Annotated in this window: 14 protein-coding genes and 1 riboswitch; of the genes, 7 read left to right on the top strand and 7 right to left on the bottom strand. The window is 65.5% G+C overall.

Going from position 1 to position 15,599, the window contains the following annotated elements; genetic code table 11:
* The first annotated feature begins 49 nt into the window (after positions 1 to 49).
* Positions 50 to 1,012: an amino acid ABC transporter permease gene (locus SD196_RS25105; protein ID WP_275609020.1), complete on the top strand. Its 963-nt coding sequence runs from the start codon at positions 50 to 52 to the stop codon at positions 1,010 to 1,012.
* Positions 1,005 to 1,739, top strand: a complete 735-nt coding sequence (locus SD196_RS25100; protein WP_331317927.1) for an amino acid ABC transporter ATP-binding protein — start codon at positions 1,005 to 1,007, stop codon at positions 1,737 to 1,739. Before SD196_RS25105 ends, SD196_RS25100 begins: the two co-directional genes overlap by 8 nt.
* Positions 1,740 to 1,965: 226 nt before the next feature.
* On the opposite strand, the gene SD196_RS25095 is transcribed toward SD196_RS25100, so the two are convergent.
* From SD196_RS25095 to SD196_RS25075, 5 genes are all read right to left on the bottom strand, one after another.
* A complete protein-coding gene (locus SD196_RS25095) occupies positions 1,966 to 3,984 on the bottom strand; it encodes a DEAD/DEAH box helicase (protein ID WP_275609018.1) in 2,019 nt (672 codons plus the stop codon).
* A gap of 154 nt (positions 3,985 to 4,138) precedes the next feature.
* Positions 4,139 to 4,984, bottom strand: a complete 846-nt coding sequence (gene metF / locus SD196_RS25090; protein WP_331317923.1) for a methylenetetrahydrofolate reductase [NAD(P)H] — start codon at positions 4,982 to 4,984, stop codon at positions 4,139 to 4,141.
* Between the two features lie 98 nt (positions 4,985 to 5,082).
* On the bottom strand, positions 5,083 to 6,492 hold the full coding sequence (ahcY, locus tag SD196_RS25085; RefSeq protein WP_275609016.1) for an adenosylhomocysteinase: 1,410 nt from the start codon (positions 6,490 to 6,492) through the stop codon (positions 5,083 to 5,085).
* 22 nt (positions 6,493 to 6,514) lie between these two features.
* Positions 6,515 to 6,627: riboswitch (S-adenosyl-L-homocysteine riboswitch) on the bottom strand.
* 192 nt (positions 6,628 to 6,819) lie between these two features.
* Positions 6,820 to 8,043, bottom strand: coding sequence for a CaiB/BaiF CoA transferase family protein (locus SD196_RS25080; protein ID WP_275609015.1), 1,224 nt, complete (start codon positions 8,041 to 8,043; stop codon positions 6,820 to 6,822).
* Between the two features lie 139 nt (positions 8,044 to 8,182).
* Positions 8,183 to 9,364 (bottom strand): acyl-CoA dehydrogenase, encoded by a 1,182-nt coding sequence (locus SD196_RS25075; protein ID WP_043255976.1) that lies wholly within the window; start codon positions 9,362 to 9,364, stop codon positions 8,183 to 8,185.
* 226 nt (positions 9,365 to 9,590) lie between these two features.
* On the opposite strand from SD196_RS25075, the gene SD196_RS25070 reads away from it, so the two are divergent.
* The 5 genes from SD196_RS25070 (at position 9,591) to SD196_RS25050 (ending at position 13,982) form a co-directional block, all read left to right on the top strand.
* Entirely contained in the window at positions 9,591 to 10,499 is a 909-nt protein-coding gene (locus SD196_RS25070; protein ID WP_275609014.1) for a LysR family transcriptional regulator, read from the top strand.
* A 239-nt stretch (positions 10,500 to 10,738) separates the two neighbouring features.
* Positions 10,739 to 11,146 carry an acyl-CoA thioesterase gene (locus tag SD196_RS25065; RefSeq protein ID WP_015479269.1) on the top strand — a complete coding sequence of 136 codons (408 nt, stop codon included), beginning with the start codon at positions 10,739 to 10,741 and terminating at the stop codon, positions 11,144 to 11,146.
* Between the two features lie 179 nt (positions 11,147 to 11,325).
* Complete coding sequence (locus SD196_RS25060) at positions 11,326 to 12,333, top strand: ABC transporter substrate-binding protein (RefSeq protein WP_275609013.1); 1,008 nt, start codon at positions 11,326 to 11,328, stop codon at positions 12,331 to 12,333.
* A gap of 66 nt (positions 12,334 to 12,399) precedes the next feature.
* Positions 12,400 to 13,206 carry an ABC transporter permease gene (locus SD196_RS25055; protein WP_275609012.1) on the top strand — a complete coding sequence of 269 codons (807 nt, stop codon included), beginning with the start codon at positions 12,400 to 12,402 and terminating at the stop codon, positions 13,204 to 13,206.
* Positions 13,206 to 13,982 carry an ABC transporter ATP-binding protein gene (locus SD196_RS25050; RefSeq protein WP_416310797.1) on the top strand — a complete coding sequence of 259 codons (777 nt, stop codon included), beginning with the start codon at positions 13,206 to 13,208 and terminating at the stop codon, positions 13,980 to 13,982. The genes SD196_RS25055 and SD196_RS25050 overlap by 1 nt, the downstream gene beginning before the upstream one ends.
* Before the next feature lie 13 nt (positions 13,983 to 13,995).
* On the opposite strand, the gene SD196_RS25045 is transcribed toward SD196_RS25050, so the two are convergent.
* Positions 13,996 to 14,979, bottom strand: a complete 984-nt coding sequence (locus SD196_RS25045; RefSeq protein ID WP_416310796.1) for a TPM domain-containing protein — start codon at positions 14,977 to 14,979, stop codon at positions 13,996 to 13,998.
* Positions 14,976 to 15,590, bottom strand: a complete 615-nt coding sequence (locus SD196_RS25040; protein WP_275609009.1) for a LemA family protein — start codon at positions 15,588 to 15,590, stop codon at positions 14,976 to 14,978. Before SD196_RS25040 ends, SD196_RS25045 begins: the two co-directional genes overlap by 4 nt.
* Positions 15,591 to 15,599 lie beyond the last annotated feature (9 nt).

The raw sequence follows: 15,599 nt of genomic DNA, 5'->3' as shown, positions 1-15,599 counted from the left end.
CGACGCGCAGGCCCCGGCCTGCGCGTTCGCATTTTCACGGTAGAGATTCGTGGCTAGAACGAAACGCGCAACCTGGCCCTGGCATGGGCTGACCGGCCTGATCATCCTGCTGATCGGCTTCGGGCTTTGGTACTCCACTTCGCTGATTTCCTACGAGTGGCGCTGGAATCGCGTCCCGCAGTACTTCGCCTACCAGGCGGAGGAGCCGCAGCGGGCCGAGGGCATCTCGCGGGTGGAGAAGATCGAACAGACCGGGCACGACGCGCGCGTCACCCTGCAGGGCGAGGATGGCCAGCAGCAGGTGCTGAGCGTGGCCGCCGACAGCCTGCAGTTCGCCGAGAATGACGATGTCGCCGAGGGCGATGTGGTCGGCGTGCAGCGCCATTGGGCGGCCGGGCCGTTGGCCTGGGGCCTGTGGACCACGCTGTGGATCTCCTTCATCTCCGGCGCCATCGGCCTGCTGATCGGCCTGCTGGCTGGTCTCTGCCGCCTGTCGAAGAACCCGACCCTGCACGACCTGTCGACCCTCTACGTCGAGCTGGTGCGTGGCACGCCGCTACTGGTGCAGATTTTCATCTTCTACTTCTTCATCGGCACGGTGCTGAACCTGTCCCGCGAGTTCGCGGGTGTGGCCGCGCTGGCGCTGTTCACCGGTGCCTATGTGGCCGAGATCGTCCGTGCCGGCGTGCAGTCCATCGCCCGTGGCCAGGACGAGGCGGCGCGATCCCTGGGCCTGAACGCCGCGCAGTCGATGCGCCATGTGATCCTGCCGCAGGCCTTCAAGCGCGTGCTGCCACCGCTGGCCGGGCAGTTCATCAGTCTGGTGAAGGACACCTCGCTGGTCTCGGTAATCGCCATCACCGAACTGACCAAGAGCGGCCGCGAGGCGATCACCACCTCGTTCTCCACCTTCGAAATCTGGTTCTGCGTCGCGGCGCTCTACCTTGTGATCAACCTGCCGCTGTCGCACCTGGCAGGCCGTCTGGAACGGAGGCTCGGCCAAAGTGATTGAAGTTCGTAACCTGACCAAGGTCTTCGATACCCGCGGCCAAGTTGTTCGCGCGGTCGATGACGTGACTACTGGCGTGACCAGGGGTGAAGTAGTGGTGGTGATCGGCCCGTCCGGCTCGGGCAAGTCCACCTTCCTGCGCTGCCTGAATGGTCTGGAGGAGTTCGATTCCGGCTCGGTGAGCATCGACGGCGTCGACCTGGCCAACCCCAAGACCGACATCAATGCCTACCGCCGCGAAGTCGGCATGGTGTTCCAGCACTTCAACCTGTTCCCGCACATGACCGTGCTGGAGAACCTGTGCCTGGCGCAGAAAGTCGTGCGCAAGCGCGGCAAGGCCGAGCGTGAGGAGAAGGCCAAGGCGCTACTGGCCAAGGTCGGCATCGGCCAGAAGGCCAACGAGTACCCCTCGCGCCTCTCCGGTGGCCAGCAGCAGCGCGTGGCCATTGCCCGTGCGCTGTGCATGGATCCGAAGGTGATGCTGTTCGACGAGCCGACCTCGGCGCTCGACCCGGAGATGGTCGGCGAGGTGCTGGATGTGATGAAAACCCTGGCCGTGGAAGGCATGACCATGGTCTGCGTCACCCACGAAATGGGATTCGCCCGCGAAGTTGCCGACCGCGTGCTGTTCTTCGATCACGGCAAGCTGCTGGAGGACGCGCCGCCCGCGCAGTTCTTCGCCCAGCCCCAGGACCCGCGTGCGCAGACTTTCCTGCGGCAGGTGCTCTGAGGTTCGGTGCCGTTGGGCAAAAAGCCGCCTTCGGGCGGCTTTTTTGTGCTTGTTCGGTGTGCGAGGGCGCGGCTCTTGTAGGAGCGAGCTTGCTCGCGAACAAGCTCCGCTGCGGACTCAGTTCGCGGGCAATCTCGCTCCTACGAAAAGCCTTCCGGTATCCAGGGAGCCCCATAACTCCCGGGCAAAAAGAAACCGCCCCGAAGGGCGGTCTCTCTAATCAGCATCAGTCGCGGTTGCGGGTCAGCAGCGCCGGACGCTCGGTCTTGCGGCGCGGTTCCAGTTCTTCCAACTGCTCGGCAGTGGGGAAGCGGTCGCTGCGGACCAGGTCGCGCTTGTTGATCACCACCGGCTGGCGGGTAGGCTTGGCGGCGCCGTACTCGCTCGGCTCGCGCAGCGGGGCATCGTTCATCCGCGAGGCCGGAGCCTTGCCGCCGCGCTTGCGCTGACCTGGCTTACCCTGGCCGTTGCCGCTCTGGCCTTGGCCCTGACCGCGACCGCTGCCATTGGGCTTCTTCGCGGCCCGGCCCTGACCTTGACCCTGGCCACGGTTCTGACCGTTGCCCTGGCCGCCGCCCTGACCACCCTGGCCGCGGGCGCGCTGTTGGCCCTGACCCTGGTTCTGGCCTTGGCCCTGTCCGCCACGGCGGCGCTGTCCGCGCGGCTGGTCCTTGTCCGGGAAGGGGCTGACGTAGTCGGCGCGGTTGCCGAAGTTGTCGAAATCGTCGTCGAGGAATTCTTCCGGGTCGCGGTCCGGATCGACCTTCGGCGCGCGCGGGGGCTTGGGCTGCTGCTGTTGGCGGCCCTGTCCCTGCTGGCGCGGCTGAGCATTGGTGTTGGACTGGGCGTCGCTGCCCTGGCCTTCACCCTTCTTCTTGCCACGTCCACCACGGCGGCGGCGCTTGCCGGCGGGCTTGTCGCCTTCAGCGGCTTCGCCGGCAGCGGGAGCGGCGGCGTTCTGCTGCTCCTCGGCCTGCGGTTGCTGGGGCTTTTCCTTGCTGCGGTCCTTGCGCTCGCCACGCTTGGCCTTGTCCTTGCGCGGCTGGCGCTGGGTGGCTTCCTTGGGTTCGGGCAGCTGGACTTCCGGCAGCACGGCGTCGGGGTCGAAGCCCTGCATATCGCCGTCGGGGATGCGCTGCTTGGTCAGGCGCTCGATGGCCTTGAGCAGCTTGTCTTCGTCCGGCGCCACCAGGGAGATGGCCTCACCGGTACGACCCGCGCGGCCGGTACGGCCGATACGGTGGACGTAGTCTTCCTCGACGTTCGGCAACTCGTAGTTGACCACGTGGGGCAGCTGGTCGATGTCCAGGCCGCGGGCGGCGATGTCGGTGGCGACCAGAATGCGCACGTCATTGGCCTTGAAGTCGGCCAGGGCTTTGGTGCGCGCGTTCTGGCTCTTGTTGCCGTGGATCGCGGCGGCCGGCAGGCCGTGCTTGGTCAGGTATTCGGCCAGGCGGTTGGCGCCGTGTTTGGTGCGGGTGAACACCAGCACCTGTTCCCAGGCGCCTACGGTCACCAGGTGCGCCAGCAGAACGCGCTTCTGTACGGCGGGAATGCGGAACACGCGCTGTTCGATGCGCTCGACGGTGGTGTTCGGCGGGGTGACCTCGATGCGCTCCGGGTTGTGCAGGAGCTTGTTGGCGAGGTCGACGATGTCTTTCGAGAAGGTCGCCGAGAACAGCAGGTTCTGGCGCTTGGGCGGCAGCTTGGCGAGGACCTTCTTCACGTCGTGGATGAAGCCCATGTCGAGCATGCGGTCGGCTTCATCGAGAACCAGGATTTCCACATGGGACAGGTCGATGCTGCCCTGGCCGCACAGGTCGAGCAGGCGACCGGGGCAGGCGACGAGCACGTCGACGCCCTTGGAGACGGCCTGGACCTGCGGGTTCATGCCGACGCCGCCGAAGATGCAGGCGCTTTTCAGGGGCAGGTCGCGAGCGTAGACCTTGAAGCTGTCATGCACCTGGGCGGCCAGCTCGCGGGTCGGAGTCAGAACCAGGACGCGCGCCTGGCGCGGGCCGTGGCGGTGTTCGCGGTCGGGGTGACCTTCGGGGAACAGGCGCTCGAGCACCGGGAGGGCGAAGCCGCCGGTCTTGCCGGTGCCGGTCTGGGCGGCAACCATCAGGTCGCGGCCTTGCAGAACGGCGGGGATGGCGCGTTCCTGAACGGGGGTGGGGCGCGCGTAGCCGGCGGCTTCAACGGCGCCAGCCAGGGCCTCGGAGAGACCGAGGGAAGAGAAGGACATGCGGGGTTCCTGTAGGCCGGCGACCTGCCGGCTCGAGGGCGCGTGATTTCAAGCTCGGGGCGAGCGCTCAGCCGTGGGCTGGGAGCACTCCGTCCACGATACGCCGGCTTTGCGCTGGCCGGGATCGCGGACGGTAAGCCCGGAGCAATGATCCTCAGCGGGGGAGCTTGAGGTTGTTCCAGAGCGCCAGACTGGGTTCAGCCTGGTTCAGGGTGTAGAAGTGCAGACCGGGTGCGCCGCCTTCGAGGAGGCGTTCGCACATTTCGGTGATGACCTGCTCACCAAAGGCCTGGATGCTGGCGATATCGTCGCCGTAGGCTTCCAGCTGCTTGCGAATCCAGCGGGGGATTTCTGCGCCACAGGCGTCGGAGAAGCGGGCCAATTTGGTGTAGTTGGTGATCGGCATGATACCCGGTACGACCGGAATGCTGACACCAAGTTTCTCCGCACGCTCGACAAAATGGAAGTAGCTGTCGGCGTTGAAGAAGTATTGTGTGATGGCGGAGTCGGCGCCGGCTTTGACCTTGCGCACGAAATTCGCAAGATCATCCTCGAAATTGCGCGCTTGCGGGTGAACTTCCGGATAGGCGGCAACTTCGATGTGGAAATGATCGCCGGTTTCGGCGCGGATGAACTCCACCAGCTCGTTGGCGTAGCGCAGTTCGCCGCTGGCCATGCCCATGCCCGAGGGCAGGTCGCCGCGCAGGGCGACGATGCGGCGGATGCCGGCGTCCTTGTAATGGGCGAGCAGGGCGCGCAGTTCGGCCTTGGTGTCGCCAACGCAGGACAGGTGCGGGGCGGTGGAGATCTGCACTTCACCGTCGAGCTGCAGCACGGTGCTCAGGGTGCGGTCGCGGGTCGAGCCGCCGGCGCCGTAGGTGCAGGAGAAGAAGTCAGGCTTGTACGCGGCCAGCTGGCGCGCGGTGGCCATCAGTTTTTCGTGTCCGGCTTCGGTCTTGGCGGGGAAGAATTCGAAGCTGAAACGGCGTTCTTGAGACATATGGAGAAGGTTCCCTTCCCAGCGTCAAGCGTCAGCCTTCAAGCTGCAAGCCGGGCAGGCCCGGCTTGCAGCTTGTGGCGTGCAGCTTGCGGCTGCTCTTAGTAACGGTAGGTGTCCGGCTTGAACGGGCCTTCCACGGTCACGCCGATGTAGTCGGCCTGCTGCTTGGTCAGCTGGGTGACCACGCCACCGAAGCCTTTGACCATCTCCAGCGCCACTTCTTCGTCGAGCTTCTTGGGCAGCACTTCGACGGTCAGGCGCTGGGCCTTCTCGGCGGCGGAGAGGTTGGCGAACTTCTGCTCGAACAGGTGGATCTGCGCCAGCACCTGGTTGGCGAAGGAGCCGTCCATGATGCGCGACGGGTGGCCGGTGGCGTTGCCCAGGTTCACCAGGCGGCCTTCGGCCAGCAGGATCAGGTAGTCGTCGTTGTGCGGATCGAAGCCGTCCTTGCCGGTACGGTGGATCTTGTGCACCTGCGGCTTGACCTCTTCCCAGGCCCAGGTCTTGCGCATGAAGGCAGTGTCGATCTCGTTGTCGAAGTGACCGATGTTGCACACCACGGCGCGCTTCTTCAGCGCCTTGAGCATGTTGGCGTCGCAGACGTTGACGTTGCCGGTGGTGGTGACGATCAGATCGATCTTGCCCAGCAGGGCGGCATCAACGCTGGCTTCGCTGCCGTCGTTCAGGCCGTTCTTGTACGGGGATACGACTTCGAAGCCGTCCATGCAGGCCTGCATGGCGCAGATCGGGTCGACTTCGGAGACCTTCACGATCATGCCTTCCTGACGCAGGGACTGGGCCGAGCCCTTGCCCACGTCGCCGTAGCCGATCACCAGGGCCTGCTTGCCCGACAGCAGGTGGTCGGTACCGCGCTTGATGGCGTCGTTCAGGCTGTGACGGCAGCCGTACTTGTTGTCGTTCTTGCTCTTGGTGACCGAGTCGTTGACGTTGATCGCCGGGACTTTCAGGGTTCCGGCCTTGAGCATGTCGAGCAGGCGGTGCACACCGGTGGTGGTCTCTTCGGTGATGCCGTGGATCTTCTCCAGCATCGCCGGGTATTTCTTGTGCAGGATCTCGGTCAGGTCACCGCCGTCGTCCAGCACCATGTTGGCGTCCCACGGCTGGCCATCCTTGAGGATGGTCTGCTCGATGCACCACTCGTATTCTTCCTCGGTCTCGCCTTTCCAGGCGAACACCGGGATGCCGGCGGCGGCGATGGCGGCGGCGGCCTGGTCCTGGGTGGAGAAGATGTTGCAGGACGACCAGCGCACTTCGGCGCCCAGCGCGGTCAGGGTCTCGATGAGCACGCCAGTCTGGATGGTCATGTGGATGCAGCCCAGGATCTTCGCGCCCTTGAGCGGCAGCTGGCCGGCGTATTTGCGGCGCAGGCCCATCAGTGCCGGCATTTCGGACTCGGCGATGATCAGCTCGCGGCGGCCCCAGGCGGCCAGGGAAATGTCGGCGACTTTGTAATCGGTGAAACCGGCAGGCGTCATGACAGCGCTCATGCGTAACTCTCCATTCGTTGTCTGCGAATGGGCGCCGTTGATGCGTTTACAACACCGGATATCAGTGTTGCGCGCGCGCTCCGTTCGAGCCTGACAAGTCATGGAGTGTGACCTGCTGCAGCGCCCCTCGGACGGAAGGCGGGAGCGACCGGGAAGTCGCTTGAGCGGGCGATTATAGCGGCGCCTTGGGCATCGCCCAAGTCCGGCGTGCGCCGCCGGTCTGCCAAAGGTGATCTCCGCTGGCTTTCAGCGACGGGGCCGTGAAAACCCGGCGCTGGAAGCCAGTCAGGAGATGCTCGGTAGCGGCCCGCCTGGCGGGCCGTGCAATCAGATGACGCCGCTTTCGCGCAGCTTGCCGATGGCCGCTTCGTCCAGGCCGAGCACGCCTTCGAGAATCTCCTGGGTGTGCTGGCCGAGGGTCGGCGGAGCGTTGCGGTACTCGACGGGCGTCTCGGACAGGCGGATCGGGCTGGCCACCTGCGGCACGCTGCCGGCCAGGGGGTGCGGCAGGTCCACGCGCAGGCCGCGGGCGATCACCTGCGGATCGGCGAAGACCTGCGACAGGTCGTTGATCGGGCCGCACGGCACGCTGGCCTGCTCCAGTACGGCGATCCACTCGGCGGTGGTGCGCATCACGGTGGACTGGCGGATCAGCGGGATCAGCACGTCGCGGTGCGCTACGCGGGCCTTGTTGGTGGCGAAGCGCTCGTCGGTGGCCCATTCCGGGTGGCCCGCCAGTTCGGCGAACTTGCGGAACTGCCCGTCGTTGCCGACGGTGAGGATGAAGTCGCCGTCGGCGGTGGGGAAGTCCTGGTACGGCACGATGTTCGGGTGCGCGTTGCCCAGGCGCCGCGGCGGATTGCCGGTGGTCAGGTAGTTCAGGGTCTGGTTGGCCAGGCAGGCCACCTGCACGTCCAGCAGTGCCATGTCGATGTGCTGGCCGATACCGCTGACGTCGCGGTGTGCGAGAGCGGCGAGGATCGCGGTGGACGAGTACAGGCCGGTGAGGATGTCGGTCAGCGCCACGCCGACCTTCACCGGACCGGCGCCTTCCTCGGCGTCGGAGCGGCCGGTAATGCTCATCAGGCCGCCCAGGCCCTGGATCATGAAGTCGTAGCCGGCGCGCTTGGCGTAGGGGCCGAACTGGCCGAAGCCGGTGATCGAGCAGTAGATCAGCTTCGGGTTGATCGCCTTGAGCGATTCGTAGTCCAGGCCGTAAGCCTTCAGCCCTCCGACCTTGAAGTTCTCCAGCAGGATATCGGCCTTGGTCGCCAGCTCGCGCACCAGGCGCTGGCCCTCGGGCTGGGTGAAGTCGATGGTCAGGGATTTCTTGTTGCGGTTGGCTGACAGGTAATACGCCGCTTCGCTGGTGTCCCGGCCCTCGGCGTCCTTGAGGAACGGCGGGCCCCAGGCGCGGGTGTCGTCGCCGCTGCCGGGACGCTCGATCTTGATCACTTCCGCGCCGAGGTCGGCGAGGATCTGCCCGGCCCAGGGGCCGGCGAGAACGCGGGAGAGGTCGAGGACACGGATGTGCGAAAGGGCGCCGGACATGGAATCACCTGCATCGTGAAGTGGGGCGGGGAGGGCGCAGTGCGGGGACTCCACGTCCCTTCCCGGGGCCTCTCGGACGAGAGGTGGAACGTGCGCCGGCCTGCTTTTGCGAATAGCTGGGCGGGCCGGCGCGAGGCGCTTAGAAGAACGCCTGGATGCCGGTCTGGGCGCGGCCGAGGATCAGCGCATGGACATCGTGGGTACCTTCGTAGGTGTTCACCACTTCCAGGTTGACCAGGTGGCGGGCTACGCCGAACTCGTCGGAGATGCCGTTGCCGCCGAGCATGTCGCGGGCCATGCGGGCGATGTCCAGGGCCTTGCCGCAACTGTTGCGCTTCATGATCGAAGTGATTTCCACCGCAGCGGTGCCTTCATCCTTCATGCGGCCCAGGCGCAGGCAGCCTTGCAGGGCGAGGGTGATTTCGGTCTGCATGTCGGCCAGCTTCTTCTGGATCAGCTGGTTGGCGGCCAGCGGGCGGCCGAACTGCTTGCGGTCCAGGGTGTACTGGCGGGCGGTGTGCCAGCAGGCTTCGGCGGCACCCAGGGCGCCCCAGGAGATGCCGTAGCGGGCGGAGTTCAGGCAGGTGAACGGGCCGCGCAGGCCGCGCACTTCGGGGAAGGCGTTTTCTTCGGGGACGAACACGTTGTTCATCACGATCTCACCGGTGATCGAGGCGCGCAGGCCGACCTTGCCGTGGATCGCCGGGGCGGACAGGCCTTCCCAGCCTTTTTCCAGGACGAAGCCACGGATCTGGCCTTCGTCATCCTTGGCCCAGACCACGAAGACGTCGGCGATCGGGCTGTTGGTGATCCACATCTTGGCGCCGGTCAGGCGGTAGCCGCCGTCGACTTTCTTGGCGCGGGTGATCATCGAGCCCGGGTCGGAACCGTGGTCAGGCTCGGTCAGGCCGAAGCAGCCGATGTATTCGCCGCTGGCCAGTTTCGGCAGGTATTTCTGCTTGGTGGCTTCGTTGCCGAATTCGTTGATCGGCACCATCACCAGGGAGGACTGCACGCTCATCATGGAGCGGTAGCCGGAGTCGATGCGCTCGACTTCACGGGCGATCAGGCCGTAGCACACGTAGTTCAGGCCGCTGCCGCCGTACTGTTCGGGGATCGTCGCGCCGAGCAGGCCGGTTTCGCCCATCTCGCGGAAGATCGCCGGGTCGGTCTGCTCGTGGCGGAAGGCTTCCAGTACGCGCGGGGCCAGCTTGTCCTGGGCGAACTGGTAGGCGCTGTCGCGCACCATGCGCTCTTCTTCGGTGAGTTGCTGATCCAGCAGCAGCGGATCTTCCCAGTTGAAGCTTGCTTTGGTGGCCATGGAGAAACCTCGGAACAGACAGTGAAGGACCCGACAAGTCTAGGCGGGTACGGTGTGGGCCATCCTAGTCAGCCGTCGGGAAGCCGGGCAACTGACTAATTCGCACGCTGTTGTGCTATTTTTTCACTCCGTCATTGCATTGCTGATGCGTGCTTATGCCTTGCCGCCTCTATTTAAGGCGTTTTGCGTGGCTCGCTCGCATCACGAGATTCCGAAGAGGCATTCGATGCGACGCAAGATCCCGACCACCGCTGCGCTGGTCGCCTTCGAATCCGCCGCCCGCCACGAAAGTTTCACCAAGGCTGCCGAGGAGCTGTCGCTGACCCAGAGCGCCATCTGTCGGCAGATCGCCGCGCTGGAAGAGTTCCTCGGCGTCGAGCTGTTCCGCCGTTCGCGGCGCGGGGTGAAGCTCACCGAGGCCGGGCTCAACTACAGCCGCCGCGTCGCCGCGCGCCTGGACGCGGTGGAGCGCGACACCCTGGCGGTGATGGGCCAGCAGGGCGGTGGTGCGCTGGAGCTGGCGGTGGTACCGACCTTCGCCACCCAGTGGCTGCTGCCACGGCTCAAGGACTTCAAGCGCCTGCATCCGGACGTCACGGTCAACATGACCAACCGCACCCGACCGTTCCTGTTCGCCGACACCGAGTTCGATGCGGCGCTGTATTTCGGCGACGGCGTGTGGTCCGGTACGGTGGCCAACTTCCTCATGCACGAGAACCCGGTACCGGTCTGCAGCCCCGAACTGCTGGGTGGGCGAACCGAGCTGTCCGCCGCACAGATCGCCGAGCTGCCGCTGATGCAGCAGACCACCCGGCCCTACGCCTGGCGTCAGTGGTTCGGTTCGCTGGGCATGAGCGTCGCCCACGACATGAGCGGCACCCGCTACGAGCTGTTCTCCATGCTGGCCCAGGCGGCCATGCACGGCATGGGCGTGGCGCTGATCCCGCCGATGCTGATCCAGCGCGAGCTGGCCGACGGGCGGCTTATCGTGCCGATGCAACATGCCTATTTGAGCGAAAATGCCTATTACCTGATGATTCCCGAACGCAAGGTGGAATCGGCGACCCTGGGCGCTTTCCGCGACTGGTTGGTGGACGAAGCTGCCAGGTACCGCGCCGAAGCCGGGCTCGGCTGAACATCTGCTGCGCGTCGGCATAACTGCGTTGGAAACAGGCTGAAAAATGCTCATTTACAGAACGTAAACTCCGCTTTTTCAGCCTGTTTCCGCCTTGTTCTGCTCTAGCTCGCAAGATGTTGAAGATGCTTTGAGTCATGGCAAGGTGCCTGGTGTCGGCCGGGGCCAGACTTGCATAGCCGGCGGGGCTTTGCCCGTCATCGCGCTCACGAGGCGCAACCTCCCAAGAAGGAGCTTCCATGAATTTCCACACCCGCAAATGGGTCAAGCCTGAAGACCTCAACCCGAACGGCACCCTGTTCGGCGGCAGCCTTCTGAAATGGATCGACGAAGAAGCGGCGATCTACGCCATCGTCCAGCTGGGCAACCAGCGCGTGGTCACCAAGTTCATCTCCGAGATCAACTTCGTCAGTTCCGCGCGCCAGGGCGACATCATCGAGCTGGGCATCACCGCCACCGAGTTCGGCCGCACCTCGATCACCCTGACCTGCGAAGTGCGCAACAAGATCACCCGCAAGAGCATCCTCACGGTCGACAAGATGGTCTTCGTGAACATCGGTCCGGACGGCCAGCCGGCGCCCCACGGTCGCACCGAGATCAAGTACATCAAGGACCAGTTCAAGGACGACGCCATTCCCCAGCCCTGACGGCTGATGCGCAACGGTGATTGCCTGCGTGCCCGGAGCCAAGCCGGACTACGGCGAAACCTTTGCATTTGCATTGATTGAGTGTGAGCCTGTGCCCGCCCACGGCGGGCATGGGCCGACGTTGCCTCCCCGCCGCTCCAGCAGCTTTCAGCCTGCAGAACAATGACCGGGGAGAGACCATGCACACCACCTTCGCATCCGCGCTGCGCCAACTGGCCGTGGCCACCTGTGCCAGCCTGCTGCTGGCCGGCGCCGCGCACGCCGCAGCGATCAAGGCCGACACCAAGCCCGAGGCCGGCACCTTCAAGATGGGCATGCAGCCCTGGCTGGGCTACGGCCAGTGGTATGTCGCCGAGCAGGCTGGCGCCTTCAAGGCCAATGGCCTGGAGCAGGTCGAACTGGTCAACTTCACCGAAGACAAGGACATGAACGCCGCCCTGGCCAGCGGCCAGATCGACGGCGGCAACCTTGCCACCCACACCGCCATGGCCATGGTCGCCGCCGGCCTGCCAGTGAAGATCGTCCTGCTGCTGGACCAGAGCACCAGCGCCGATGCGCTGATCGTCGATCCGTCGATCAAGACCCTGACCGACCTCAAGGGCAAGCAGGTCGCCTACGAGGAAGGCACCACCAGCGACATCCTCCTGCACAGCGCCCTGCGCAAGGCCGGCCTGACCATCGCCGACGTGCAGCCGGTGCCGATGCCCGCCGCCAACGCCGGCAGCGCGCTGATCGCCGGCCAGGTACCGGCCGCGGTGACCTACGAGCCTTACCTGTCCGCCGCCAAGCAGCAGAACCCCAAGGTCAACCTGCTGTACAAGGGCTCGGATGATCCGGGCATCATCAGCGACGTGTTCGTGGTCCGCGACGAGGTGCTCAAGGAGCGTCCCGGCCAGGTGCTGGCGCTGATCAGGAGCTGGGAAGCGGGCCTGAAGCACTACCAGGAGAAAACCGCCGAAGGCCGCGCCGCCATCGCCAAGGGTGTGGGCGCCGAGGAGTCCGAGCTGAGCACTGCCTTCGACGGCGTGCACTTCTACTCGGTGAAGGAGAACCAAGCCGAGCTGAAGGGCTCGTTCCAGAAGGGTTCCTTGGAGCACATCCAGAAAGCTGCCAGTGAGGCCGGCATCCTGCAGCAGCCGGTCACCCCGGCGCAGGCCATCGACACACGCTTCATCGAGGCACTCTGACGCTCTGATACATCGTGCGCCGGCCCCTGAGCCGGCGCGCGTCTTTCTCCGTTCGACGAGCCCGACATGAAAGCCCGTAAATCCAACCCGCTGTTCACCATCGGCAAGCCGATCGCGCAGCGTCATTTCCTGCTCATCGGCGGCGCCGTATTCGTGCTGCTGGCGCTGCTCTGGTGGCTGGCCGGCGCCAGCGGCGCGGTGCCGAAGATATTCCTGCCGGCGCCCGGCGATGTCTGGGCACGCATGCTCAAGCTGGCCGCCGACGGCACCCTCTGGGCAGACCTGAAGGTCAGCGTGTACCGCATCGCCGTGGCCTTCCTGGTGTCCTCGGCGATGTCCATCGTGATCGGCGTGTTCGCCGGCTGCTACGGCTTCTGGAAGGCCGCCACCGAGCCGCTGGTGGACTTCGTGCGCTACATGCCGGTGGTCGCCTTCGTCCCGCTGACCATCCTCTGGGCGGGCACCAGCGACTTCCAGAAATTCCTCATCATCTGGATCGGCACCTTCTTCCAGCAGGTGCTGATGGTGATGGACGCGATCAAGCGCGTGCCGGCGGACTTCGTTGGCCTGGGTCGTACCCTCGGCATGCCGGATCGCCGCATTCTCCTGAAGATCGTCCTGCCCAGTGCGCTGCCAGGCATCTGGGATGCCCTGCGGATCAGTCTCGGCTGGGCCTGGACCTGGCTGGTGCTGGCGGAGCTCGTGGCCGCGACTTCGGGCCTGGGCTACCGCATCACCGTGTCCCAGCGCTTCTTCCAGACCGACACCATCATCGGCTACATCCTCCTGCTCGGCTTCCTCGGGCTGGTCACCGACCAGGCCATGCGCGCCGGCGAGAAGGTCCTGTTCCGCTACAACCGGAGGCGCAGCTGATGGCGACTTTGGAAATTTCCGGCCTGAACAAGAGTTTCGCGGTCGGCCAGTCACGCCGCGAGGTGCTGCGCAACATCGACCTGACGCTGGCGGACAACGAGTTCGTTTCCATCGTCGGCACCTCGGGTTGCGGCAAGAGCACGCTGTTGTCCATCGCCGCGGGCCTGGAGGAATTCGACAGCGGCAGCGTGAAGGTCGACGGCGTGCCGATCACCGGGCCGGGGCTGGACCGCGGCGTAGTGTTCCAGTCCTATACCCTGCTGCCCTGGCTCACCGCCCGGCAGAACGTCGAGTTCGCCCTCAAGGCGGCCGGCCTGTCCCGCGCGCAATGCCGCGAGATCGCCGATGAGCACCTGGAACTGGTGAAGCTGACGAAGTTTGCCGAGGCCTATCCGAACGAGCTGTCCGGCGGCATGAAGCAGCGCGTGGCGATTGCCCGCGCGCTGTCCTACCGGCCGAAGATCCTGCTGATGGACGAGCCCTTCGGCGCGCTGGATGCCATGACCCGCCACCAGATGCAGGAACTGCTGACGCGGATCTGGGAAACCCATCGCCTTACGGTGATGTTCGTCACCCACGATGTGGAAGAGGCGGTTTACCTGTCCGATCGCATCGTGGTGATGGGCCTGGGGCCGGGACGGATCAAGACCACCTTCGATGTGAAGCTCGGCCGCCCGCGCCACGAGGACATGGCCGCCAGCGCCGAGTTCATCGACTTGCAGCGCCAGGTGCTGCGCTCGATCCGCGAGGAAGAACAGGGCGTCGCCGCCCTGTAATTCTCAGCGGTCGTTACCAGCGGCCGGAGGTACCGCCGCCGCCGCTGGAACCACCGCCGCCCCGAAAGCCGCCGCCCCCTCCACCGCCACCGCGACCACCTCGGCCGATGGAGCTGAGGATGCTCATCAGCAGCTGCAGCACGCCCATGGTCAGCCACATCGGCGGCAGGAAGAAGATGTACAGCACCAGCGGGATCGAGAAGGCGCCGATCATCTGCTGTTGCAGCGCCGCGGGGTTCGCCTCGCTGAGCAGCAGCACGCCGGAGGCCGCCGCACCCACTACGGCGCTGCACAGCAGATAACGGCCCATGCTGCGCTGGCGCATCCACGACACCGGCAGCAGCATGCCCAGCAGCGGTACGCCGATCAGCAGGCCGAACATCGCCGCCAGGCGCGTGGGCGGGATTTCCTCGCTGGCCGCGGCATTGCGGTTGGAGTAGGTATCGCTGTAGTTCTCGGCAGGGCCGGTGCGCGGCAGCTCGTCATCGGTGCTGTCCGGTGCGGCAGCGTTGGCCGGAGGTTCGATCAGGGCGACCAGGCTGTTCACGCCGGCCTGGACGCCTCCTGCGAAGTCGCCTTTCTGGAAGAAGGGGACGATCTGTTCGCGAATGATCCGTCCGGCCTGCACGTCAGTGATGGTGCCTTCCAGCCCGTAGCCAACTTCGATGCGCAGCGTGCGGTCGTTCTTGGCGATCACCAGCAGCACACCATCATCCACACCTTTGCGGCCCAGCTTCCACTGCTCGAAAGCGCGTACCGCGTAATCCTCGATGCTGTCCTCGCCGGTGGAGGGAATCAGCAGCACGGCGATCTGCGCGCCGTTGCGTTGCTCCAGGCCAGCGAGCTGGCTTTCGAGCTGAGTGCGCTGGCTCGCGTCGAGGGTCTGGGTGAGGTCGGTGACGCGCGCGCTGAGCGGCGGGATGGCGACTGGCGTGGCCTGCAACAGGGCCGCCCAGCACAGCAGCAGGGCGGCCAGCAGCCCGCGCGCCAGGATCATTGTGCGGGCTGCGCCGGGGCGTTGCCGAAGTCGACTTTAGGCGCGGTAGAGATGGCGGCTTCGTTCTCCACGCTGAAGTTGGCCTTGGGCTGGTAGCCGAGCACTTTCGCGGTGATGACCTCCGGGAACTGGCGGATCAGCACGTTGTACGCCTGCACGGCTTTCACATAGCGGCCGCGGGCGACGGTGATGCGGTTCTCGGTGCCTTCGAGCTGGGTCAGCAGGTCCTTGAACAGGCCGTCGGCCTTGAGTTGTGGGTAGTTCTCGGAGACCACCAGCAGGCGTGAGAGCGCCGAGCTGAGCTCGCCCTGGGCCTGCTGGAAGCGCCTGACCGCCGCTTCGTCGCCCAACTGATCGGCATTGAGCGTGGTGCTGCCGACCTTGGCGCGGGCCTCGGTCACCTGGGTCAGCACGCTGGCTTCGTGGGCGGCGTAGCCCTTCACGGTGCTGACCAGGTTGGGCACCAGGTCGGCGCGGCGCTGGTACTGGTTGAGGACTTCCGACCAGGCGGCCTTCACCTGTTCGTCGCCGGCCTGCATGGCGTTGTAGCCGCAGCCGGAGAGCAGGGTGACGAGGATGTAGCAGGTCAGGAACTTGATCAGACGTGGCATGGCAAGGGC

Source organism: Pseudomonas macauensis (genome assembly GCF_047902425.1).
Taxonomy (GTDB): domain Bacteria; phylum Pseudomonadota; class Gammaproteobacteria; order Pseudomonadales; family Pseudomonadaceae; genus Pseudomonas.
The sequence above is the reverse complement of the archived record's forward strand: the minus strand, read 5'-3'. Positions and strand labels throughout refer to the sequence as shown.

Bases quoted from the DNA above. Each gene is read 5' to 3' on its own strand.
- SD196_RS25095 (WP_275609018.1), bottom strand. From the start codon at position 3,984: ATGTCCTTCTCTTCCCTCGGTCTCTCCGAGGCCCTGGCTGGCGCCGTT.
- metF (WP_331317923.1), bottom strand. From the start codon at position 4,984: ATGTCTCAAGAACGCCGTTTCAGCTTCGAATTCTTCCCCGCCAAGACC.
- ahcY (WP_275609016.1), bottom strand. From the start codon at position 6,492: ATGAGCGCTGTCATGACGCCTGCCGGTTTCACCGATTACAAAGTCGCC.
- SD196_RS25080 (WP_275609015.1), bottom strand. From the start codon at position 8,043: ATGTCCGGCGCCCTTTCGCACATCCGTGTCCTCGACCTCTCCCGCGTT.
- SD196_RS25075 (WP_043255976.1), bottom strand. From the start codon at position 9,364: ATGGCCACCAAAGCAAGCTTCAACTGGGAAGATCCGCTGCTGCTGGAT.
- SD196_RS25070 (WP_275609014.1), top strand. From the start codon at position 9,591: ATGCGACGCAAGATCCCGACCACCGCTGCGCTGGTCGCCTTCGAATCC.
- SD196_RS25065 (WP_015479269.1), top strand. From the start codon at position 10,739: ATGAATTTCCACACCCGCAAATGGGTCAAGCCTGAAGACCTCAACCCG.
- SD196_RS25060 (WP_275609013.1), top strand. From the start codon at position 11,326: ATGCACACCACCTTCGCATCCGCGCTGCGCCAACTGGCCGTGGCCACC.
- SD196_RS25055 (WP_275609012.1), top strand. From the start codon at position 12,400: ATGAAAGCCCGTAAATCCAACCCGCTGTTCACCATCGGCAAGCCGATC.
- SD196_RS25050 (WP_416310797.1), top strand. From the start codon at position 13,206: ATGGCGACTTTGGAAATTTCCGGCCTGAACAAGAGTTTCGCGGTCGGC.
- SD196_RS25045 (WP_416310796.1), bottom strand. From the start codon at position 14,979: ATGATCCTGGCGCGCGGGCTGCTGGCCGCCCTGCTGCTGTGCTGGGCG.
- SD196_RS25040 (WP_275609009.1), bottom strand. From the start codon at position 15,590: ATGCCACGTCTGATCAAGTTCCTGACCTGCTACATCCTCGTCACCCTG.